The following is a 17,888-nucleotide window of genomic DNA, read 5'->3' as shown; positions in this document are numbered from 1 at the left end:
GTCACGCCGCCACCTCCGCGGCGAGCATGTGGGCCGAGACCTGCTCGGCGGTCTGCTTCGGCTTGTCGGCGACGATGCGGCCGTCGCCGAGGAACACGACGCGGTCGGCGTACGCGGCGGCGACCGGGTCGTGCGTCACCATCGCGATGGACTGACCGTGCTCGCGGCTCGCCGCCGCCAGCAGCGCGAGCACCTCGCGGCTCGAGCGGGAGTCGAGGTTCCCCGTCGGCTCGTCGGCGAAGACCAGGTCGGGGGCCGTCGCCAGGGCGCGAGCGATCGCGACGCGCTGCTGCTGGCCTCCCGACAGCTGGTGCGGACGGTGGCGCAGTCTCGCCGACAGGCCGAGCGACTCGATCAGCCCGTCGATGCGCGCCTTCTCGAGTGCCGAGGGACGCCGGCCGTCGAGGTCGAACGGCAGCATGATGTTGCCGAGCGCGTCGAGGGTGGGCACGAGGTTGAACGCCTGGAACACGAAGCCGACGCGACGACGGCGCAGGATGGTGAGCTCGAGGTCCGAGAGGCCGGTGATCTCGGTGTCGCCGATCCACGCTCGCCCCGAGGTGGGGGCGTCCAGGCCCGCCATGATGTGCATGAGGGTCGACTTGCCCGAGCCGGACGGACCCATGATCGCGGTGAACTCCCCGCGGCGGATGCCGACGGTGACCGTGTCGAGGGCACGCACGCCGCTCTCCCCCGCGCCGAAGGTCTTGGTGAGGTTCTGCACCCGGGCAGCCAGGCCGAGGTCTGTGGTTGTGATCTCCATGCCTCCGACGCTACGGACGGCGAGCCGCGCGGTCGTCGGTCCGCAGTCGCGACCGCGTACATCGGAAGGATGATCCGGCACGGGCCGGACGGACCGCTCAGGCCAGCCCGTGCTCGAAGGCGAACACCACGAGCTGCACGCGGTCGCGCAGGCCGAGCTTGGTGAGGATCCTGCTGATGTGCGTCTTCACGGTCGCCTCGGAGAGGAACTCCCGCGCGGCGATCTCCCCGTTGGAGAGGCCGCGCGCGGCGAGCGCGAAGATCTCCCGCTCACGGTCGGTGAGCGCGGCGAAGCTCGGCGGCGGGGCCTGCGTGGACGCGCCGAAGTGGGCGAACAGCTCACGCGTGGCGGCGGCGGCGATGACCGACGAACCGGCGTGGACGGTGCGGATCGCCGCCAGCAGGAACTCCGGATCGGCGTCCTTGAGGAGGAAGCCGCTCGCCCCCTGACGGATGGCGCGCGCGGCGGCCTCGTCGAGATCGAAGGTGGTGAGCATGACCACCTTCGGCGGCTCGGAGCCGAAAGCGGGGTCGCGCAGGAGCTCGGCCGTCGCGGCGAGCCCGTCCATGACCGGCATCCGGATGTCCATGAGGACGACGTCGGGTCGCTGCGCGCGCACCACGGCGAGCGCCTCAGCCCCGTCGCCGGCCTCGCCGACGACGTCGAGATCGGGCTGGGAGTCGATGACCATGCGGATGCCGGCGCGGAACAGTGCCTGGTCGTCGACGAGGACCACGCGGATGGGCGTGCTCATCGCGCACCCATCCCGACACCCGCGAAGGGGAGCGTCGCCGTGACGACGAACTCGCCCTCGCGCGGCCCGGCCTCGAAGGTCCCGCCGACCAGCTGAGCGCGCTCGCGCATGCCGATGAGGCCGTGTCCCCGGCCGTCGCCGGCGGCAGCGGTCGGCGCATCGGGCGCGGGGTTGCGGACGTTCAGGTGCACCCGGTCAGGATGCCACGCCAGCGCCACGTCGACCGCCCCGCCGGAGCCGTGCCGGAGCGCGTTGGTGAGTGCCTCCTGCAGGATCCGGTACACCGCCAGCTGGACCGACGCGGGGGCCTCCTGGGTCGGGGCGGGGTCGACGTCGATGCGCAGGTCGACGCCCGCACCGCGCACCTGCGCGTAGAGCTTCTCGAGGTCGGCGATCGACGGCTGCGGGCCGTCGGCCTGGCTGTGGCGGAGCTGGGTGAGGAGCATCCTCACATCGGAGAGCGCCGAGCGCGCGGTCGTCGAGATGGCTCCGAGCGCCTCGTTCGCCGCCTGCGGGTCGGCGGCGGCCGCGTACCGTGCCCCGTCGGCCTGCGCGATGACGACCGCCAGGGAGTGGGCGACGACGTCGTGCATGTCGCGCGCGATGCGGTTGCGCTCCGCCTCGACCGCCGTCTCCTCCTCGGCGCGCTCCTGCGCCTGGCGGTTGGCGCGCGCCCGCAGGGCGGTGCGGACGAGCGCGCCGACGGTCCACGAGAGCAGGAGCGCGAGGGCGGCGCTGAAGAACACCGTGACGCCGACGAGGAGATTCGCCTCGATCGCCCCCATGAGGCTCCACCCGCCCGCGATGAGCGGCGGGACGATCAGATAGAGGGTGATCGCGAGGGCGCCGACCATCGCGGAGGCGAAGCCCAGCCAGAACAGCAGCCGGCTGCCGTAGGCGGCGGTCACGTACAGCACGCCGAAGATCGCGACGTTCGAGGGCAGCGGCGGCAGGCCGAAGGCCATCTGGACGAGCGCCAGGAGCCACACGAGCCCGAGCGCGAGCGGCGGCGACCAGCGACGGATGCCCAGCGCGATCGAGAAGCCCGCCGTGACGATCACGGCGACGAGGAGGCTCGCGCGCGTGTCGACGCCCGTCCAGAAGCCGTACGGGATCACGATGAACAGCACCGAGCCCAGGAAGAACAGCACCGCGACGACGACGTCGACGGTCAGCTGGTATCTCAGAAGCGGGCGGAGCACCCCTCGACGCTACGCGAGCGCGCTCGCCGCGGCATCCGCCGCGCGATGTATCCCGCGGGAGCTCATGCGCGCGCGGGCGTGAGGGGACGGCCCTCGAAGAAGGTCTGCAGGACGATCGTGGTGCGCGTGCTGACGGAGGCCGCGGCGCGGATCTCGCGGATGAGCTCCTCGAGGGCGCGCGGCGTGGCGACGCGCACGAACAGCATGTACGCGGCGACCCCGGCCACAGAGTGGCAGGCCTCGATCTCATCGAGGTGGGCGAGGAGCTCCGGCGCGTTGTCGGGCTGGGCCGGATCGAGCGGCGTGATCTCGATGAACGCCGCAAGCGGCTTGCCGACGGCCTCGGGGTCGATCGTGGCGCGGTAGCCGGTGATGGTCCCGTCGGCCTCGAGCCGCTTCAGCCGGGCCTGGACGGCCGAGACGGAAAGTCCGACGGCGACGGACAGCTGCGACAGCGTCGCCCGCCCGTCGCGCGAGAGTGCCCGGACGATGCCGCCGTCGACGTCGGAAAGTGCCATACAAGCGACGCTACAGGAAAATTTACGGCCCACCATTTATCACGGCGGAACTTCTCTCGTAGACTTGGCGTTGCGCCGCACGCGCACCCGTCCTCGAGCCCGATCGGAGGTTCATCATGTCCCTGACCACGCATTCCTCGACGTCCGTCATCGGCGAGCCCGAGGTTGTCGAAGACGTCCTGTCGCTCGCGCAACAGCCGGCGTGGCTCGCACTGAAGGACGCCGCCACGGCCCTGCAGGAGCTCCAGGAGCAGGACGGCTCCGTCAGCGGCGACGCCGCCGAAGCGCGCGCCTACGTCGAGACGATCATCGGCGCCATCCGCGCCCTCGCCCCGCTCTTCCCCCACGACGCCGAGTACCTCGCCGCGAGCATCCACGACTTCGAGCGCTGGGCCGACGGCGGGTTCGGCGTGCCCGACTTCCTCGACTCCCTGACGGCGTTCCAGCCTCAGCAGCACCGCATCGACGGCCTCACCCACCTCGTGGTGTTCCCGATGTACACCCAGAACGGCTCGCGCAACCGCTACGTCGAGGCGGTGCTCGTGGAGGTCATCTGGCCGGAGTTCATCGCCGAGCTGGAGACGACCTACACGAACAAGCTCTTCGTCTCGCTGCGCCTGCTCGATTTCACTCCCGGCTACGACACCAACTCCGCGGTGCTGTTCCCCGAGACGGTCGCCATGCGCGAGATCCCCACGTTCACGTGGGGGGCGATCTTCCAGGACCGCGAGGCCGCCCGGTACCGCCGGGTGGTGCGTGCGGCATCCGAGATCACGAAGCTCGATCTCCCGGACGACGCAGCGCGGATGCTCGATGACCAGGCCCTCACCGAGAAGACGTTCGTGATGTGGGACATCATCCACGACCGCACCCACATGCGCGGCGACCTTCCGTTCGACCCGTTCATGATCAAGCAGCGGATGCCGTACTTCCTCTACTCGCTGGAGGAGCTGCGCTGCGATCTCACCGCCTTCCGCGAGTGCGTCGCGATCGAGCGCGATCTGCGGGAGCGCGAGTCGCTGACCGCGGTCCAGGCCGAGATGCTCGAGCACGCGAGGCTCGTGCAGTACGCGGTGATCTTCGACCGCATCTTCCGCTTCTCGATCACCGGCACCCGCGTGCGCAACTACGACGGGCTCGGCGGCCAGCTCCTGTTCGCGTGGCTGCACCAGCGCGGCGTGCTGCACTGGACCGACACCGCCCTCGCGTTCGACTGGGATGAGGTCCCGGCCGCCGTCGTCGCGCTCGGCGAGGCGATCGACGAGCTCTACTGGCGCTCGATCGACCGTCCCAAGATCGCGCACTGGCTCGCCGCGTACGACCTCGTCCGCGCGACGGTGACGCCGCACCCGGCGTCGGCGTGGGCACGCGGTCTGCCCGACGAGATCCTCGCCGGTCCGCCGAAGGGCTACACGGACGCGGTGCTCGACGACGAGTTCCCCCTGTCGATGTTCTTCGAGGCGCTGGAGAAGAAGATGCGGGACGTCATCGCGTCGACGTCGGGGATCACCGGCGCCGATGGCTGAGGACGCTCCTCGGCAGGCCGCAGGCGTCGGGGGGCGCCTGGTGCTCGTGGCGGGGGCGACGAGCGCGAGCGGGGAAGCGGCGACGCGTGCGCTGGTGAACGCCGGCGCACGCGTCGTCGCGGTGGGGCGCGACGAGGAGCGACTCGCGTCCGTGACACGGCTCGGCGCGCGGGCGGCGGTGTGCGACCTCACCGACGAGCACGCGGTCCGGGCGCTGGCGGCGCAGCTCGCCGCGACGGGCGAACGGGTCGACGGCGTCCTGCACCTCGTCGGCGGATGGCGCGGGGGCGGCGGCGTCGCCGGTCAGACCGACGACGACTACCGCTTCCTCGAGAAGTCGCTCACGGCGTGGCGGCATCTCTCGCGCGCCTTCTGGGACGATCTGGTCGACTCCGCGTCAGCGCGGGTCGCGGTCGTGTCCTCGACGGCGGTGGTTCGGCCCCTCGCCGGAGGCGCGAACTACGCCGCCGTGAAAGCGGCCACCGAAGCATGGACGCGCGCCCTCGCGCACGGCTTCACGAAGACGGCGCGGGATGCCGGCGAGTCGCTGCGCGCGGCCGCCGTCGTCTTCCGCGTGAAGACCCTGGCCGGGAGGGAAGCCGACCTCGCGAGCGCCTTCGTCCACCTGTGGGATGCGGCTCCCGATGCCGTGAACGACACCGTCGTCACGCTCGCCGACTGAGGCGGATCAGTCGCCTCGGGCCACCCCCTGGTCGGCGACGCCGCCACGCGCCTGCGCAGAGGATGCCGGCGGCACGTGCCGTTCCGCGGGGGTCTCGGCGGCCCCGTGCGGGGCGTCCGCGCCGGCATCGCCACCGCCCTCGACGGGCGTCTCCGGGGCCTCGCGGTACTCCGCCGAGAGGGTGCGGTAGGACCTCGTCGCGAACGCCAGGATCGCGAACACGACCATGATGAGGCCCGAGAAGAAGAACACGAGCGCGATGCCGCGGGCCTCGCCCTCGCCCAGGAGCCAGCCCCACGTGTCCTGACCGGCATCCGAGTCCATGTAGGGGATGATCCAGAACTCGGCGATCGGCGCGATGAGGAACGACGTGATCGGAGCGGCCGACACCTCGATCGCGGTCGCCGCGCCGAACACGCGGCCCTGCTTCTCGAACGGGACCACCTTCTGCACGACCGTCTGCTCCGCCGCCTCGATCGCGGGGATGAGCATCATGTACAGCCAGATGCCGAGCGCGTACAGCCACCACCATTCGCGGATCGTGAACAGCGAGCCGAGGAGACCCATCACGATGACCAGCAGCAGCATCGTGCGGATCGGGTTCCGCCCGAGTCCGCGTGCCGCGATGATGCCGCCGCCGATGAGGAAGCCCGTCGACGACACCGCCAGCACCACGCCCCACCATTCGACGGGGAACAGCGTGAGGCCGTACGGGTCCATGAGCGCCATGTAGACGCCGCCGACCAGGTTGTTGAACGTCGAGAACAGGATCAGCGCGAACAGGCCCGGGACCGCGCGGATCGCCGCCGCCGCGCCGCGCACGTCGATGAACTTCGCGTCCGGGTCGCGGTCGGGCTCGTCCTCGGGCACGGTGAGGGTGAACAGGTGGATGAGGGCGGCCAGCGTGAACACCAGCGCGATCACCAGTGTCCACCCCATGCCGAGGAACCCGATGGCGAAGCCGGAGAACACGCTCGTCACGAGGAAGGCGAGCCCCTGCACCGTGCCGACGAGGCCGTTCGCGTTGGCATGACGCTCGGTCGGCACGAGGAGGGTGACCGTCGTCGACAGCGCGATGTTGCGGAGGTTCTCGACGACGGCGCCGGCGAGGATGATCCCGGAGAACAGCCAGAACCACGGCTGTCCCAGATCGAGCAGCGTGCCCTCGGGCTGCGACAGGTAGATGCCGCCGGCCAGCAGGAACGCGACGAGCGTGACGAACCCCGACAGGATCATGACGCGGTGCTTGCGGTGGCGGTCGACGAACGTGCCGAACACCATGCCGAAGACGGCCAGCAGCAGCATGTACGCGCCGCCGATGATGCCCGTGGCGAGCACCGACTTCGTCTCGAGGTAGACCCAGAAGGTGAGCGCGAACCACAGGAAGCTCGTCGTGATGTTCGCGGCGGCCGTGTTCACCAGCACGTGGAGGAAGGTGCGCATGCCGTTCGCGGGCACCGCGCGCAGCCCGCTCGCGGCGGCGGGATCAGGAGGGGGTTGCGACATACCGCGAGGGTAGCGACCCCCGCCGACACGCGATAGGCGGTCTGCCGCGAACTAGGCTGGGATGCCGTGACCACCCTCCACGACACGACCATCCGCGGCTTCGCCAGCGACAACTACTCCGGCGTCCACCCCGAGGTGCTCGCGGCCATCGCCGCCGCCAACGACGGGCACCAGATCGCCTACGGCGAGGACGCGTACACGGCTCGGCTGCAGGAGGTGTTCGCCCAGCACTTCGGCGAGGGCGTCGAGGCGTTCCCGGTGTTCAACGGCACCGGCGCGAACGTCACCGGACTGCAGTCGATGCTCCCCCGCTGGGGCGCGGTCATCGCCGCCTCCACGGCCCACATCAACGTCGACGAGGGCGGCGCCCCCGAGCGGGTCGCGGGGATCAAGATCCTGAACGTCCCGACCGAGGACGGCAAGCTCACCCCCGAGCTCATCGACCGCGAGGCCTGGGGCTGGGGCGACGAGCACCGCGCGCAGCCGCTCGTCGTCTCGATCACGCAGTCCACCGAGCTCGGCACCCTGTACACGCCGGAGGAGATCCGCGCCATCGCCGACCACGCGCACGAGCGCGGCATGCGGCTGCACCTGGACGGCGCGCGCATCTCCAACGCCGCCGCGGCCCTCGACCTGCCGCTGCGCGCCTTCACCCGCGACGTCGGCGTCGACGTGCTGAGCTTCGGCGGCACCAAGAACGGCGCCATGCTGGGCGAGGCGATCGTGGTCCTCGATCCGGCGGCCTCCGAGGGGCTGCTGTTCCTCCGGAAGCTCAACATGCAGCTGTCGAGCAAGATGCGCTTCGTGTCGGCGCAGCTGATCGCGCTGCTGGAGGGCGACCTGTACCTGCGCAACGCGCGTCACTCCAACGCGATGGCCGCACGCCTGCGCGCCGCCGTGGAGGCCGGGCTGGCGGACGGCTCGATCGCCGGCGTCTCGTTCACGCAGCCGACCCAGGCCAACGGGGTCTTCGCGACGCTGCCCGACGGCATCGCGGATCGCCTCCGCGAGAGCTTCCGCTTCTACGACTGGGACGCCGCGCGCAACGAAGTGCGCTGGATGTGCTCGTTCGACACCAGCGAGACCGACGTCGACGCCTTCGTCGCCGAGCTCGGACGGCTCACGACGCGCTGACCCCTCGACGAGGACCGGCCTCGCTCGGGGCTTGGTGGAGTGGCACTCGTTGTCGCTGTAGACCGATCGGATGACAGTCGTCGTCGCTTCGGCGGCCGGGAGACGACGACGACTGCCATCTCACTCGGCGGTTGAGGCGGGCTCGGCGGGTCGAGGCGGGCTCGGGAGCGGTCAGGACTTCTCGACGGCGGAGACGGACTCGACCGTCTGCTCCAGCTCGACCTCCGCCGGCGTGCCCTCGGCATCCTCCGCCGGCGTCTCGTCGGCATCCTCGGTCGGGATGTCGTCGGCGTCCCGACCGGCGAGCTGCGCATCGGCGACCGACTCCGTCCGCATGAGCTCGCGGACCTCCGACATGAAGCTCGTGAGCTGATGCTGCTGCCAGCGCAGCTGGCGGGTGCGATCCTCGGCGTCGCGCAGCACCGACTCGGCGTGGGTGGTGACCGAGTCGATGATCTGCTGAGCCTTCACGCGCGCGCGGTCGAGCTGATCGCGGGCCTTCAGGTGCGCGTCGGCCTCGATCTGCGAAGCCTGTGCGCGCATCAGCCGGTCGAAGTCGTCCGCCTTGGCGGTGATGCGCTGCGCGTGCTCCAGCGACGCGGCGACCTGGTCGTTGGCGTCCTTGGTGATGCGCTCGGCATGGGCGACCGCCTGGTTGTGCAGGACGAGGAACTCCTGCTGCGCGTCGTCCTGGCGGCGGGTGAGGGACTCCTCGAACTCGAGCGCCCGCATCCGGAGCGCGCGCACCGCCTCCTCCGCCTCGGCGCGTGCCTGCTCGGTCTCGCGGGTCACGAGGGCGCGCAGAGCGGCGGCGCCCTTCTCGGACTCCGTGCGGACGACGGCGGCCTCCTGCTCGGCCTGCGCCACCTTCTCGGCGGCGTGGGCGCGCTCACGATCCAGCTGCGCCTGGTGCGCCGTCAGCTCGGTGTCGATCCGCACCCGCACCTGCTGGGCGTCGTGCTCGGCACGCGCGATGATCGCGTCGGCGTCGGCCTGGGCCTCCTTGCGGCGGTTCTGGATCTCGGCGTTCGCGGACTCCAGCAGCCGGTCGGCCTGGATGCTCGCGTTCTTGATGAGCAGGCTCGCCTGCTCCTCGGCCACGTGCAGCACCTCTTCGAACTGGCGGCGGTTGCCCGACTCGCCCGACGACCCCAGGAGCTCCTCGGTGAGGGTCTGCACCTGCTCCTCGGCGTTGGCGGCCTTGGCGTTGGCGACGGTGAGCTCGGCCTCCAGCTCCTCCACCCGCTGGGACCGCTGCGCCTTGGCCGAGGCGACCGTGCGGCGGTAGCGGTCCTTCAGCTGCGACAGCTCCTCCCCCTGCACGCGCAGCCGCGTCGTCAGCTCGGAGATCGCCGATTCCACCTCGCCCTTGTCGTAGCCGCGGAAGGCGGTCGTGAACGTCGCCTCGGCGGCGCCGTCGGAGCCTCCCTCCTGCGAGCGGAGGAGGTCGTCGAACGGCGAGTTCTCGTCGCCGGATGAGGTGTGCAGGTCGGGCATGAGGACTCCGCGAGGGTGTGGGGGATGCCGGGTGGCCACACCGGCACTTCGAAGATTACCGCTCCCGCCCCCGGCGCGGAGCGGCGGATCCCGTCAGTGCCCGCCCAGCCACTCCCGGTACGCGTCGAACGCGTACGGGCGCCCCAGGAACGACTCCACGAGGTCGGCGGCGTCGCGCCGGCCGCCGGGTTCGAGGATCTCCCGGCGGTAGCGCGCGGCGACCTCGGGATCCATCAGATCGTCGCCGAACGCCGAGCGCAGGTCGCGCGCGATCACGAGGCTCCACTGGTACGTGTAGTAGCAGGATCCGTAGCCGGTGAGATGCCCGAACCCGGCGTAGGGGTGCAGGCCGCGCAGCGGCTGGACCGGCGAGGTCACCGTGTACCAGTGCTCGGTCGCCGCCTGCAGATCCGCCGGACGGTCCACGTGGAGGTGGTACGAGACGTTCGCGTGCCCCAGTTGGCGGCGTACCTCCAGCGCCCGGCCGAAGCCGTCGGCCACCCGCATGCGCTCGACCAGATCGGCGGGGATGGGCTGGCCGTCGGGGCCCGCGGTGAACGTCGCGAGCACCCCGGGGTCCCACGCCCACTCCTCGAGGAGCTGGCTCGGCGCCTCCACGAAGTCCCACTCGGTCGCCACCCCCGTGAATCGCGCGAAGCGCTGGGCGCCCCCGAGGATGTCGTGGACGAGGTGTCCGAACTCGTGGAAGAAGGTGACGACCTCGTCGTGGGTCATGAGCCCCCGCGCGAAGTTGCACAGCAGGACCGCCTCGGGGAGGATGCGGCCCGCGATACCGGGGGCGAGCGGGAAGCACGCCGCGTGACTGAACTTGCCGTCACGGGGATGGAGGTCCAGGTGCACGCGACCCAGCCGCTCCTCGCCGCGGACGACGTCGTACGAGCGGACGTCCTCGTGCCAGGTCGCGACATCCACCGGCACGAAGGACAGGTCGAGCAGACGTCCGGCCGTCTCCAGCACGCCCGGGAGCACGCGCTCGAACGTGAAGTAGGACCGCACGAGCTGCGCATCCACGTCGTGGCGCTCCTGCCGCAGCTGGCCGAGCACGTGGAAGAAGTCCGCGATCGTCACCTCGTCGGCATCCGGCTCGTCGCGGCGCAGTCGCTCGAGCAGCAGCGGGTACTCGGCATCGGCGGCCGCGCGCGAGGCGTCGTCGAGCTGGTCGAGGAAGGCGCGCACCGCCGCTCCCGAGCCGATCATCCGGGGCTCGGTCTCGAAGTCGGCCCAGTCCGCGTAGCCGAGGAGCGCCGCCCGCTCGGCGCGGACGTCCAGCAGCTCGGTGAGGACCGCGTCGTTGTCGGGCCAGGCGAGGTCGTTGTAGGCGGACACGAGGGCGGTGCGCGTCTCCCGGACCGTCGCGTACTCGCGCACGGGCATGAGGTCGGTGTAATCGGTGGTGAGGACGACCAGGCCGTCGTCGCCGGCGGGGTGGGCGTCGAGGAAGTCCTGCGGGAGACCGGCGAGGTCGGCCGGCCGCACGCGGATCTCCCGCCTGCCCTCGCGGATGTTGCGCGCGAACGTGAGGCTCAGCTCTGTATCGCGGTCGGTGAGCTCGCGGACGCGCTGCCGGTCCTCCTCGCCGAGCGCCACGCCGCCGCGGCGGAAGTCGCGAAGGGTGTGGGTGAGCAGCCGCTCCTGCTCCGCGTCCATCTCCGCGCCCTCGAAGGCGGCGAGCGCGGCGAACAGCGCAGGGTCGAGCAGCCTCGACGACGACAGCGCCTCCAGCTTCTGCACGGCCTCCTCGGCGGCGGCGCGGACGGCCGGGTCGGGGTGCGCCTCGCTCAGCAGGTACGCCTCGCTCATCGTCCCGCGCAGCGCCAGATCGGCGTCGTTCCACAGGTCGAGCGCCTCGGTGGCCGACGACGCACCCGCCGTGAGCTGGGCGTCGAAGTGGCGGACGAGCCGGATGGCGGCCTCGGCGTGCTCGGCGGCGGCGGCCAGCCAGCCGTCGCGCGTGGTGGGGAAGACGAAGGGCTCGGGAGCGCTCATGGATCCGAGCCTATGCGCAGGCCCGGAGCCCGCGTCGTCGGCGCGGCGGGGGGAGCCGGTCAGCGCAGGGCGCCCACGGAGGCCAGCGCGAGCCGCACGAGGGTGCCGCGCCCGCCCTCCATCTCGGCGGCGAGCGAATCGGAGGCCGCCTCCTCGGGCGTGAGCCACGTGACCTCGAGCGCATCCTGCCGAGGCTCGCACGTGCCGGTGACCGGCACGACGAACGCGAGCGAGACGGCGTGCTGGCGGTCGTCGTGATAGGCGCTGAGACCGGGCATCGGGAAGTACTCCGCCACCGTGAACGGCACCGGCTGCGGCGGCAACAGCGGGAACGCCATGGGGCCGAGGTCGTTCTCGAGGTGACGGAACAGCGCGTCGCGCACCGTCTCGCCGTAGCGGACCCGGCCCGACACGGTCGAGCGGGTGATCTCGCCGAGCGGCGTCGCCCGCAGCAGGATGCCGACCTCGGTGACCGTGCCGGTGCCGTCGGTGCGCACCGGCACCGCCTCGACGTAGAGGATCGGAAGGCGGCGGCGCGCCTCGGCGAGCTCGATCTCGGTGAGCCATCCGGGATTGGCGGCGTTCCCCGGCGCAGGCGAGCCGAACGAGCCGTCGCCGACCGGGTGACCCTGGCGGTCGTAGGCGCGCAGCGGATCGCGCGCGTTCCCGTCGTCGTCGCGGTCGCTCGGGTCGGGGTCGGGGGTGCGGACGGCCATGCACCATGTATACCCGCTCGTGCCGCGCGGGCGAACCGGGGACCCGCCGCGCGGCGGACACGGCGGCGTGCGGGTGCGCTTTGCGAGAATGGGCGCATGAGCCCCGCGCTGGACCCCGATGCCGTGCTGTGGAGCGCGCCGCCCGCCGACCGGGCGGGCCGTCCGCTGCTGGTGCTGCTGCACGGCTACGGCTCGGAGGAGCGGGACCTGTTCGGCCTCGCGCCGCACCTGCCGGCCGACTACGTCGTCGCCGCCGTGCGCGCGCCCCTCAGCCCGCCGTTCCCGACCCCCGGCTGGTCGTGGTTCCCGATCGAGGGCCTGCGCGGCCGCGATCCCGAGGGCACGACGGCGGCGGCCGAGGGGTTCCTCGCCTGGCTCGACGACGCCGCCGGCGGGGCCGAGTCCGTCGGCCTGCTCGGGTTCTCCCAGGGCGCGGTCGTCGCGCTCCAGGCGATGCGGCTCCGTCCCCAGCGCTTCGCCTTCGCGGTCAACCTCGCCGGCTACGTCGACGCCGCACCGCTCCCGACCGACGCCGAGCTCGCCGAGCGTCGTCCGCCGGTGTTCTGGGGCCGTGGCGCGCGTGACGAGGTGATCCCCGCGGATCGGGTCGCGCACACCGTGCAGTGGCTCCCGGAGCATGTCGACCTCAGCGGGCGGGTCTACGCCGGGCTGACCCACAGCGTGTCGCAGGAGGAGCTCGACGACGTGCGGGTGTTCCTCGAGAAGCGTCTGGAGGCCGCTTGACGCCCTCGGGTAGGATCGTCGTGTTCCCCGTCCCGAGTGTGAGGAAGACCGTTGAAGGGTTTCGACGCCGCGCTGTGATCCCGCGCTGAGCCGTCGCACCCTCCGTCTCTCCGACAGGGCCTGTTCCGCGACGCGTCAGCGATTCCATCCCGCGCTGACGTCGTCGACTCCCTCCCGTCCTCCGACCACCGGATGATCCGGGCTCGTGGTGTCCGCCGTCGGCGCACCCACGACGACCCGACATCAGGGAGGCTCCATGCCTGCGAACATCTCCGCGGTCACCCTCGACCGCATCTCCTTCATCTGGCCCGACGGCACCACCGCGCTGAGCGAGGTGTCCGGGGCCTTCGGCTCGGGACGCACCGGGCTCGTCGGCCGCAACGGCGCCGGCAAGTCCACGCTCCTCTCGCTCATCGCCGGGGAGCGCACGCCGACGTCCGGCCAGCTGACCGTGTCGGGCGCGGTCGACCGGCTGCCGCAGCAGCTGACCCTCGACGTGGAGCGCCCCGTCGCCGACCTGCTCGGCGTCGGCGACGCGCTGCGCGCCGTCCGCGCGATCGAACAGGGCGACGTCGATCCCGCGCATTTCGACGCGGTCGGGGACGACTGGGACGTCGAGGCCCGCGCCACGGCCGCCCTCGCCGAGGCGGGACTGCCCGGCGGGGCCCTGGACCGGCGCATCGGCGCGCTCTCGGGAGGCGAGGCGGTGCTCGCCGCGCTCGTCGGGGTGCGTCTGCGCGGCGCGCCGATCGCCCTGCTGGACGAGCCGACGAACAATCTCGACCGCGATGCGCGCGCCCGGGTGTACGACCTCGTGCGCGCCTGGCGCGGCACGCTCATCGTCGTGAGTCACGACAGCCGACTGCTCGACCTCATGGACGAGACCGCGGAGCTGTACGCCGGCGGCCTGTCGGTCTACGGCGGCCCGTTCACCGCGTGGCGCGAGGCCCTGGAGGTCGAGCAGGCGGCGGCGCGCCAGGCGGAGTCGGCGGCGCGCCAGGCCGTGCGTCGTGAGAAGCGCGACCGTATCGAGGCCGAGACGAAGATCGCGCATCGGCAGGCCGTCGGCCGCAAGGCGCAGGTGGAGAAGCGCGTGCCGGGCATCATCGCCGCGGCGCGGAAGCGATCGGCGCAGGTGTCGGCCGGCAAGCTCCGGACCGAGGCGGCCGATCGCGTCGCCACGGCCCGCGCCGACCTCGACGCGGCCGGGCGGCGCGTGCGCGACGACGAGTCGGTCCACATCGACCTGCCCGATCCGGGCGTCGCGGCGGGTCGCCGGATCGCGATGGTCGGCGACGCCGAGCGGGCGTGGGTGGTGCAAGGTCCCGAGCGGGTCGCGCTGGTCGGCCCCAACGGCGCGGGCAAGACGACGCTCGTCGAGCGCCTCGTCGGCGCTGGCGGGGCGGCGATGCCCGACCTGCACGCAGAGGCCTACACCGACCGGATCGGCTACCTGTCTCAGCGCGTGGACGGTCTCGACGACGACGCCTCGGTGATGGAGAACCTCCGCACCCCGGGGATCGGCGACGTCGAGCTGCGCAATCGGCTGGCGCGGTTCCTCCTCCGCGGCGACGCGGTGCTCCGGCCGGTGTCGGCGCTCTCGGGCGGCGAGCGCTTCCGCGCAGCGCTGGCACGACTGATGCTCGCCGACCCGCCGCCGCAGCTCCTCGTGCTCGACGAGCCGACCAACAACCTCGATCTCGAGACGGTCGATCAGCTGGTCGACGCCCTCGCGGGCTATCGCGGCGCGGTGCTCGTCGTCAGCCATGACGACGCGTTCCTGGAGCGGATCTGGCCGGATCTCGTGCTCGAGCTGCGGGACGGGATGCTCTCCGAGCGCATATTCACCGAGACCGCATACCGATGACGGCATGAGACGTCCCTATGATCGAGCCTAACCACCTGTTCTCGGAAGGAATCGATGATGACGCAGCCGAGCCCCGCGCCCTCCCCTCGCCGCCCTTGGGTGCCGTGGGCGGTGGCAGGTGGGGCGGTCGCCGTCGCGGTGGTGGCAGCGGTCGTCGTCGTCCCGTTGCTCGCGCCGGCCTCCGCACCGTCACCCACCCCGACGCAGACCGACGCCGTCGGCCCGTCGCCCAGCGCGACGTCGACCCCCACGCCGACGCCCACCGCCACGTGCACGGTCACCACGCCGTCGGTCGCCTGGTTCGACGTGAGGGAGCTCGCGCTTCCCGCCGACGGGGAGTTCACTGCAGACCGTGTGCAGCGGATCCGGGGGGCGGACGAGTTCGACTTCCTGGATTCGACCGGCTTCCTCATCGATGACGACCGCTTCGGCATCATCACCTTCCACGAATCCTCCTCTGTCTCCGTCCTGACGGTCGCCGAGCGCGACGGAGAGGTGCTCTGGACACGCGAGATCGAGGGCTCCCTCGCGCCGGTCTCCTCGCCGGCGCTGACGGGGGCCGCCGACCGGATCGTCGTCAGCGTTGCCGTCGACACCGATTGGGTCATGCGATCACTCGATCTCGCCACGGGTGAGACGCTCGCCGAGCGGCCCTTCGGCGAGCATTTCGCGGTCTTCGCCAAGGCCTCGCGCGCGAGTTCGGCCGCGGTGGCCCCCGCATCCGCCGATGCGTTCTACGTGAGCGACCGCGAGACGCTGTCGCGTGTGAACGCCGACACGCTGGAGACGGAATGGAGCGCGAGCGGCTCCGATTTCGGGGTCGACGAGTTCGAGGGCGGCGTGCCGTTCTGGGTGACGGAGGACGTCGTCTTCGTCGGCAGCCATGCCCTCGATGCGCAGACCGGTGAGTCCCTGGGGTGGGAGTCGGCCGGCGCGGTGTTCCTCGCCGGCGGAGCGACCCTGCAGACGATGGTGATGTACGACCACGTCGGCCCGTACGACCTCTCCGGCCTCGACACGGCGACCGGAGAGACGTGCTGGTCGCGGGAGATCATCAGCATGGCGGGAACCGCCGACACCCTGTGGGTGCTCACGACGGACGGCGCCGTCGAGCGGATCGACCCGGCCACGGGTGCCACGGAGGAGACTCTCGCCCAGACGTCGGCCGACACGCTCCACACGGCCGGACGCTTCCTCGTCGCGTACGACCGCGACGAGGAAGACTACTCGGCACCGGTGACCGCCACCGTGTTCGATGGTTCGACGCAGGTCGGCGAACTGACGCTGTCGTCGGGCGCCGAGCTCTACGGATCCGGCGACCAGCTCGTCGTCTACGAGAGGGGGACGAGCACGACCCCCGCGTCCCTCACCGCGTACGACCTTCCCTCGACCGATCGGGTCTGGCGGGCGAAGCTCGAGGATGCGTATCCCGACGCCGCGGCCGGCGGCCTCCTCCAGCACCGCGAGACCAGCGACGGCGACGTCAGCATCATCGACGTCTACCTGCTGCACGGAACCGGAGAACGGGCACGGTGACGGAAGAGCGGTCGGAGCGGACGGCGACGGGCCGAGGGTGGCTGTGGGGCGGGATCGGCGCGCTGGCAGCCGTCGTCGCGGGAACGGCGATCGTGCTGTCGATGGTGAACACGCCGGCCGCCGTGCCCGCACCGTCGCCGACGTCGGAGCTCGCAGGCCCGACCCCGACCGGCTCGCCGACCACCCCACCGGTCTGCGACGCGTCGGCGGCGGGAGATCTCCGCTGGGTCGACAACGACGTCATCGCCGCGCCGGCCGACGGCGACATCACGGCGACGCCCATCGTGGAGCTCACCGGAGTGGGCGCGGGAGCGGAGTCCCGCGCGTTCGCGATCGATGAGGACCTCTTCGGCGTGATCGTGCAGACCGGCGACAGCGACACGCTCTCGTCGATCAGCGTGGTCGACCGGGAGTCGGGAGCCGTCGCGTGGACGACCGAGGTCGCCGGCGCTGCCGACATCGTCTCGACACCGCAGTCCACGGGGGTCGAGGGCATCCTCGTCTTCACGGTCTGGAACGGCGGCGAGACTCGCCTGCTCTCGCTGGACCTGTCCGACGGCACCCTGCGGACCGAGCGCCCGACCGCGGCGGCGCACAGCGGGCTGCCGAACCGGGAGGGTTCGGCCGATATCGCTCGGCCGGGTGCCACGTCCTTCTTCACCACGGACCGCGAGACCCTCCACCTCATCGACGCATCGACGCTCGAGGACGTGTGGACGGCGTCCGGCGACGAGTACGACGTGGGCGACTTCGAGGGGGGTGTCCCCTTCTTCGTCGCCGGCGATGTGGCGTTCGTCGGATCGCACGCGCTCGATGCCGCGACGGGCGAGCCACTCGGGTGGGAGTCGGCGGGCGGCTGGGTGTTCCCCGGCAGCGGTGCGACCCTCCAGCTGCCGCTCTCGGACGGCCCCGACCTGCTCGCCCTCTCGGGACTCGACACCACCTCGGGGCAGAGCTGCTGGTCACGCGACGTCTGGTCGGTGGCCGCCTGGGAGGACGCCGTCTGGATCATCACGGCGGAGCGCGCGGTGGAGGAGATCGATCCTCTGACGGGAAAGACGCGGGATGTCATCGTCGAGGAGACATCCGCCGACGCGTGGCTGACGGTCGCGGGTGGGCGCCTCGTCCTCGTCGAGAATTCGGACGAGGCGGCCCGCAACCGGGTTTTCGAGGGCGGCGAGGAGGCGGGACTGATGACGCATGACGACGCGCTCAGCGCATCGGGTCAGGTTCTCTCGATCAGTGAGAGAGGAGCGGTGACCGCTCGCGGCCTCGACGGCGCCGAGGCCTGGCGCTTCGACGATCCGCTGGAGACCTGGTTCGCGGCGGGAGTCATGCTGGGCAGCGATTCGGACGCCGATCGGGGCTCGTTCGAGGTCTCTCTCTACCACTGACATCCGTCCGCGCAAGGGCTGGCGCCGATGTCGGCGGTCCGC

At 71.7% G+C, this 17,888-nt stretch carries 15 protein-coding genes; 7 read left to right on the top strand and 8 right to left on the bottom strand.

The window, feature by feature from the left end:
- Position 1: 1 nt before the first annotated feature.
- The 4 genes from QQZ13_RS09475 to QQZ13_RS09460 all read right to left on the bottom strand — a co-directional run bounded on the left by QQZ13_RS09475 (position 2) and on the right by QQZ13_RS09460 (position 3,237).
- Positions 2 to 763: an ABC transporter ATP-binding protein gene (locus QQZ13_RS09475; RefSeq protein WP_284528772.1), complete on the bottom strand. Its 762-nt coding sequence runs from the start codon at positions 761 to 763 to the stop codon at positions 2 to 4.
- Between the two features lie 97 nt (positions 764 to 860).
- A complete protein-coding gene (locus tag QQZ13_RS09470; RefSeq protein WP_284528771.1) occupies positions 861 to 1,517 on the bottom strand; it encodes a response regulator transcription factor in 657 nt (218 codons plus the stop codon).
- Positions 1,514 to 2,719, bottom strand: coding sequence for a sensor histidine kinase (locus QQZ13_RS09465; protein WP_284528770.1), 1,206 nt, complete (start codon positions 2,717 to 2,719; stop codon positions 1,514 to 1,516). Before QQZ13_RS09465 ends, QQZ13_RS09470 begins: the two co-directional genes overlap by 4 nt.
- Before the next feature lie 62 nt (positions 2,720 to 2,781).
- A complete protein-coding gene (locus QQZ13_RS09460; protein WP_284528769.1) occupies positions 2,782 to 3,237 on the bottom strand; it encodes an Lrp/AsnC family transcriptional regulator in 456 nt (151 codons plus the stop codon).
- Positions 3,238 to 3,353: 116 nt separating this feature from the next.
- Here QQZ13_RS09460 and QQZ13_RS09455 point away from each other — a divergent pair, with 116 nt between their 5' ends.
- Together QQZ13_RS09455 and QQZ13_RS09450 are read left to right on the top strand one after the other, a co-directional pair.
- Positions 3,354 to 4,763, top strand: a complete 1,410-nt coding sequence (locus QQZ13_RS09455; protein WP_284528768.1) for a DUF6421 family protein — start codon at positions 3,354 to 3,356, stop codon at positions 4,761 to 4,763.
- Positions 4,756 to 5,445, top strand: a complete 690-nt coding sequence (locus QQZ13_RS09450; protein ID WP_284528767.1) for an SDR family oxidoreductase — start codon at positions 4,756 to 4,758, stop codon at positions 5,443 to 5,445. The genes QQZ13_RS09455 and QQZ13_RS09450 overlap by 8 nt, the downstream gene beginning before the upstream one ends.
- Before the next feature lie 6 nt (positions 5,446 to 5,451).
- On the opposite strand, the gene QQZ13_RS09445 is transcribed toward QQZ13_RS09450, so the two are convergent.
- The gene (locus tag QQZ13_RS09445; protein ID WP_284528821.1) at positions 5,452 to 6,888 is read right to left on the bottom strand and encodes an MFS transporter; all 1,437 of its coding nucleotides are present in this window, start codon (positions 6,886 to 6,888) and stop codon (positions 5,452 to 5,454) included.
- Between the two features lie 129 nt (positions 6,889 to 7,017).
- Between QQZ13_RS09445 and QQZ13_RS09440 the strand changes: the two genes are divergently transcribed.
- Positions 7,018 to 8,085: a low specificity L-threonine aldolase gene (locus QQZ13_RS09440; protein ID WP_284528766.1), complete on the top strand. Its 1,068-nt coding sequence runs from the start codon at positions 7,018 to 7,020 to the stop codon at positions 8,083 to 8,085.
- A gap of 171 nt (positions 8,086 to 8,256) precedes the next feature.
- On the opposite strand, the gene QQZ13_RS09435 is transcribed toward QQZ13_RS09440, so the two are convergent.
- From QQZ13_RS09435 to QQZ13_RS09425, 3 genes are all read right to left on the bottom strand, one after another.
- A complete protein-coding gene (locus QQZ13_RS09435; RefSeq protein WP_284528765.1) occupies positions 8,257 to 9,582 on the bottom strand; it encodes a cell division initiation protein in 1,326 nt (441 codons plus the stop codon).
- A gap of 93 nt (positions 9,583 to 9,675) precedes the next feature.
- On the bottom strand, positions 9,676 to 11,589 hold the full coding sequence (locus tag QQZ13_RS09430) for a M3 family metallopeptidase (RefSeq protein WP_284528764.1): 1,914 nt from the start codon (positions 11,587 to 11,589) through the stop codon (positions 9,676 to 9,678).
- A 59-nt stretch (positions 11,590 to 11,648) separates the two neighbouring features.
- On the bottom strand, positions 11,649 to 12,305 hold the full coding sequence (locus tag QQZ13_RS09425; protein WP_284528763.1) for an NUDIX hydrolase family protein: 657 nt from the start codon (positions 12,303 to 12,305) through the stop codon (positions 11,649 to 11,651).
- A gap of 96 nt (positions 12,306 to 12,401) precedes the next feature.
- On the opposite strand from QQZ13_RS09425, the gene QQZ13_RS09420 reads away from it, so the two are divergent.
- From QQZ13_RS09420 to QQZ13_RS09405, 4 genes are all read left to right on the top strand, one after another.
- Positions 12,402 to 13,049 carry an alpha/beta hydrolase gene (locus tag QQZ13_RS09420; protein ID WP_284528762.1) on the top strand — a complete coding sequence of 216 codons (648 nt, stop codon included), beginning with the start codon at positions 12,402 to 12,404 and terminating at the stop codon, positions 13,047 to 13,049.
- 256 nt (positions 13,050 to 13,305) lie between these two features.
- Positions 13,306 to 14,916, top strand: coding sequence for an ABC-F family ATP-binding cassette domain-containing protein (locus tag QQZ13_RS09415; RefSeq protein WP_284528761.1), 1,611 nt, complete (start codon positions 13,306 to 13,308; stop codon positions 14,914 to 14,916).
- 57 nt (positions 14,917 to 14,973) lie between these two features.
- Entirely contained in the window at positions 14,974 to 16,452 is a 1,479-nt protein-coding gene (locus QQZ13_RS09410; protein WP_284528760.1) for a PQQ-binding-like beta-propeller repeat protein, read from the top strand.
- Positions 16,449 to 17,846 carry a hypothetical protein gene (locus tag QQZ13_RS09405; protein WP_284528759.1) on the top strand — a complete coding sequence of 466 codons (1,398 nt, stop codon included), beginning with the start codon at positions 16,449 to 16,451 and terminating at the stop codon, positions 17,844 to 17,846. Before QQZ13_RS09410 ends, QQZ13_RS09405 begins: the two co-directional genes overlap by 4 nt.
- The last annotated feature ends 42 nt before the right edge of the window (positions 17,847 to 17,888 follow it).

It is taken from the genome of Microbacterium sp. T2.11-28 (assembly GCF_950097975.1).
GTDB lineage: Bacteria > Actinomycetota > Actinomycetes > Actinomycetales > Microbacteriaceae > Microbacterium.
This window is presented reverse-complemented; position numbering and strand designations above follow the sequence as displayed.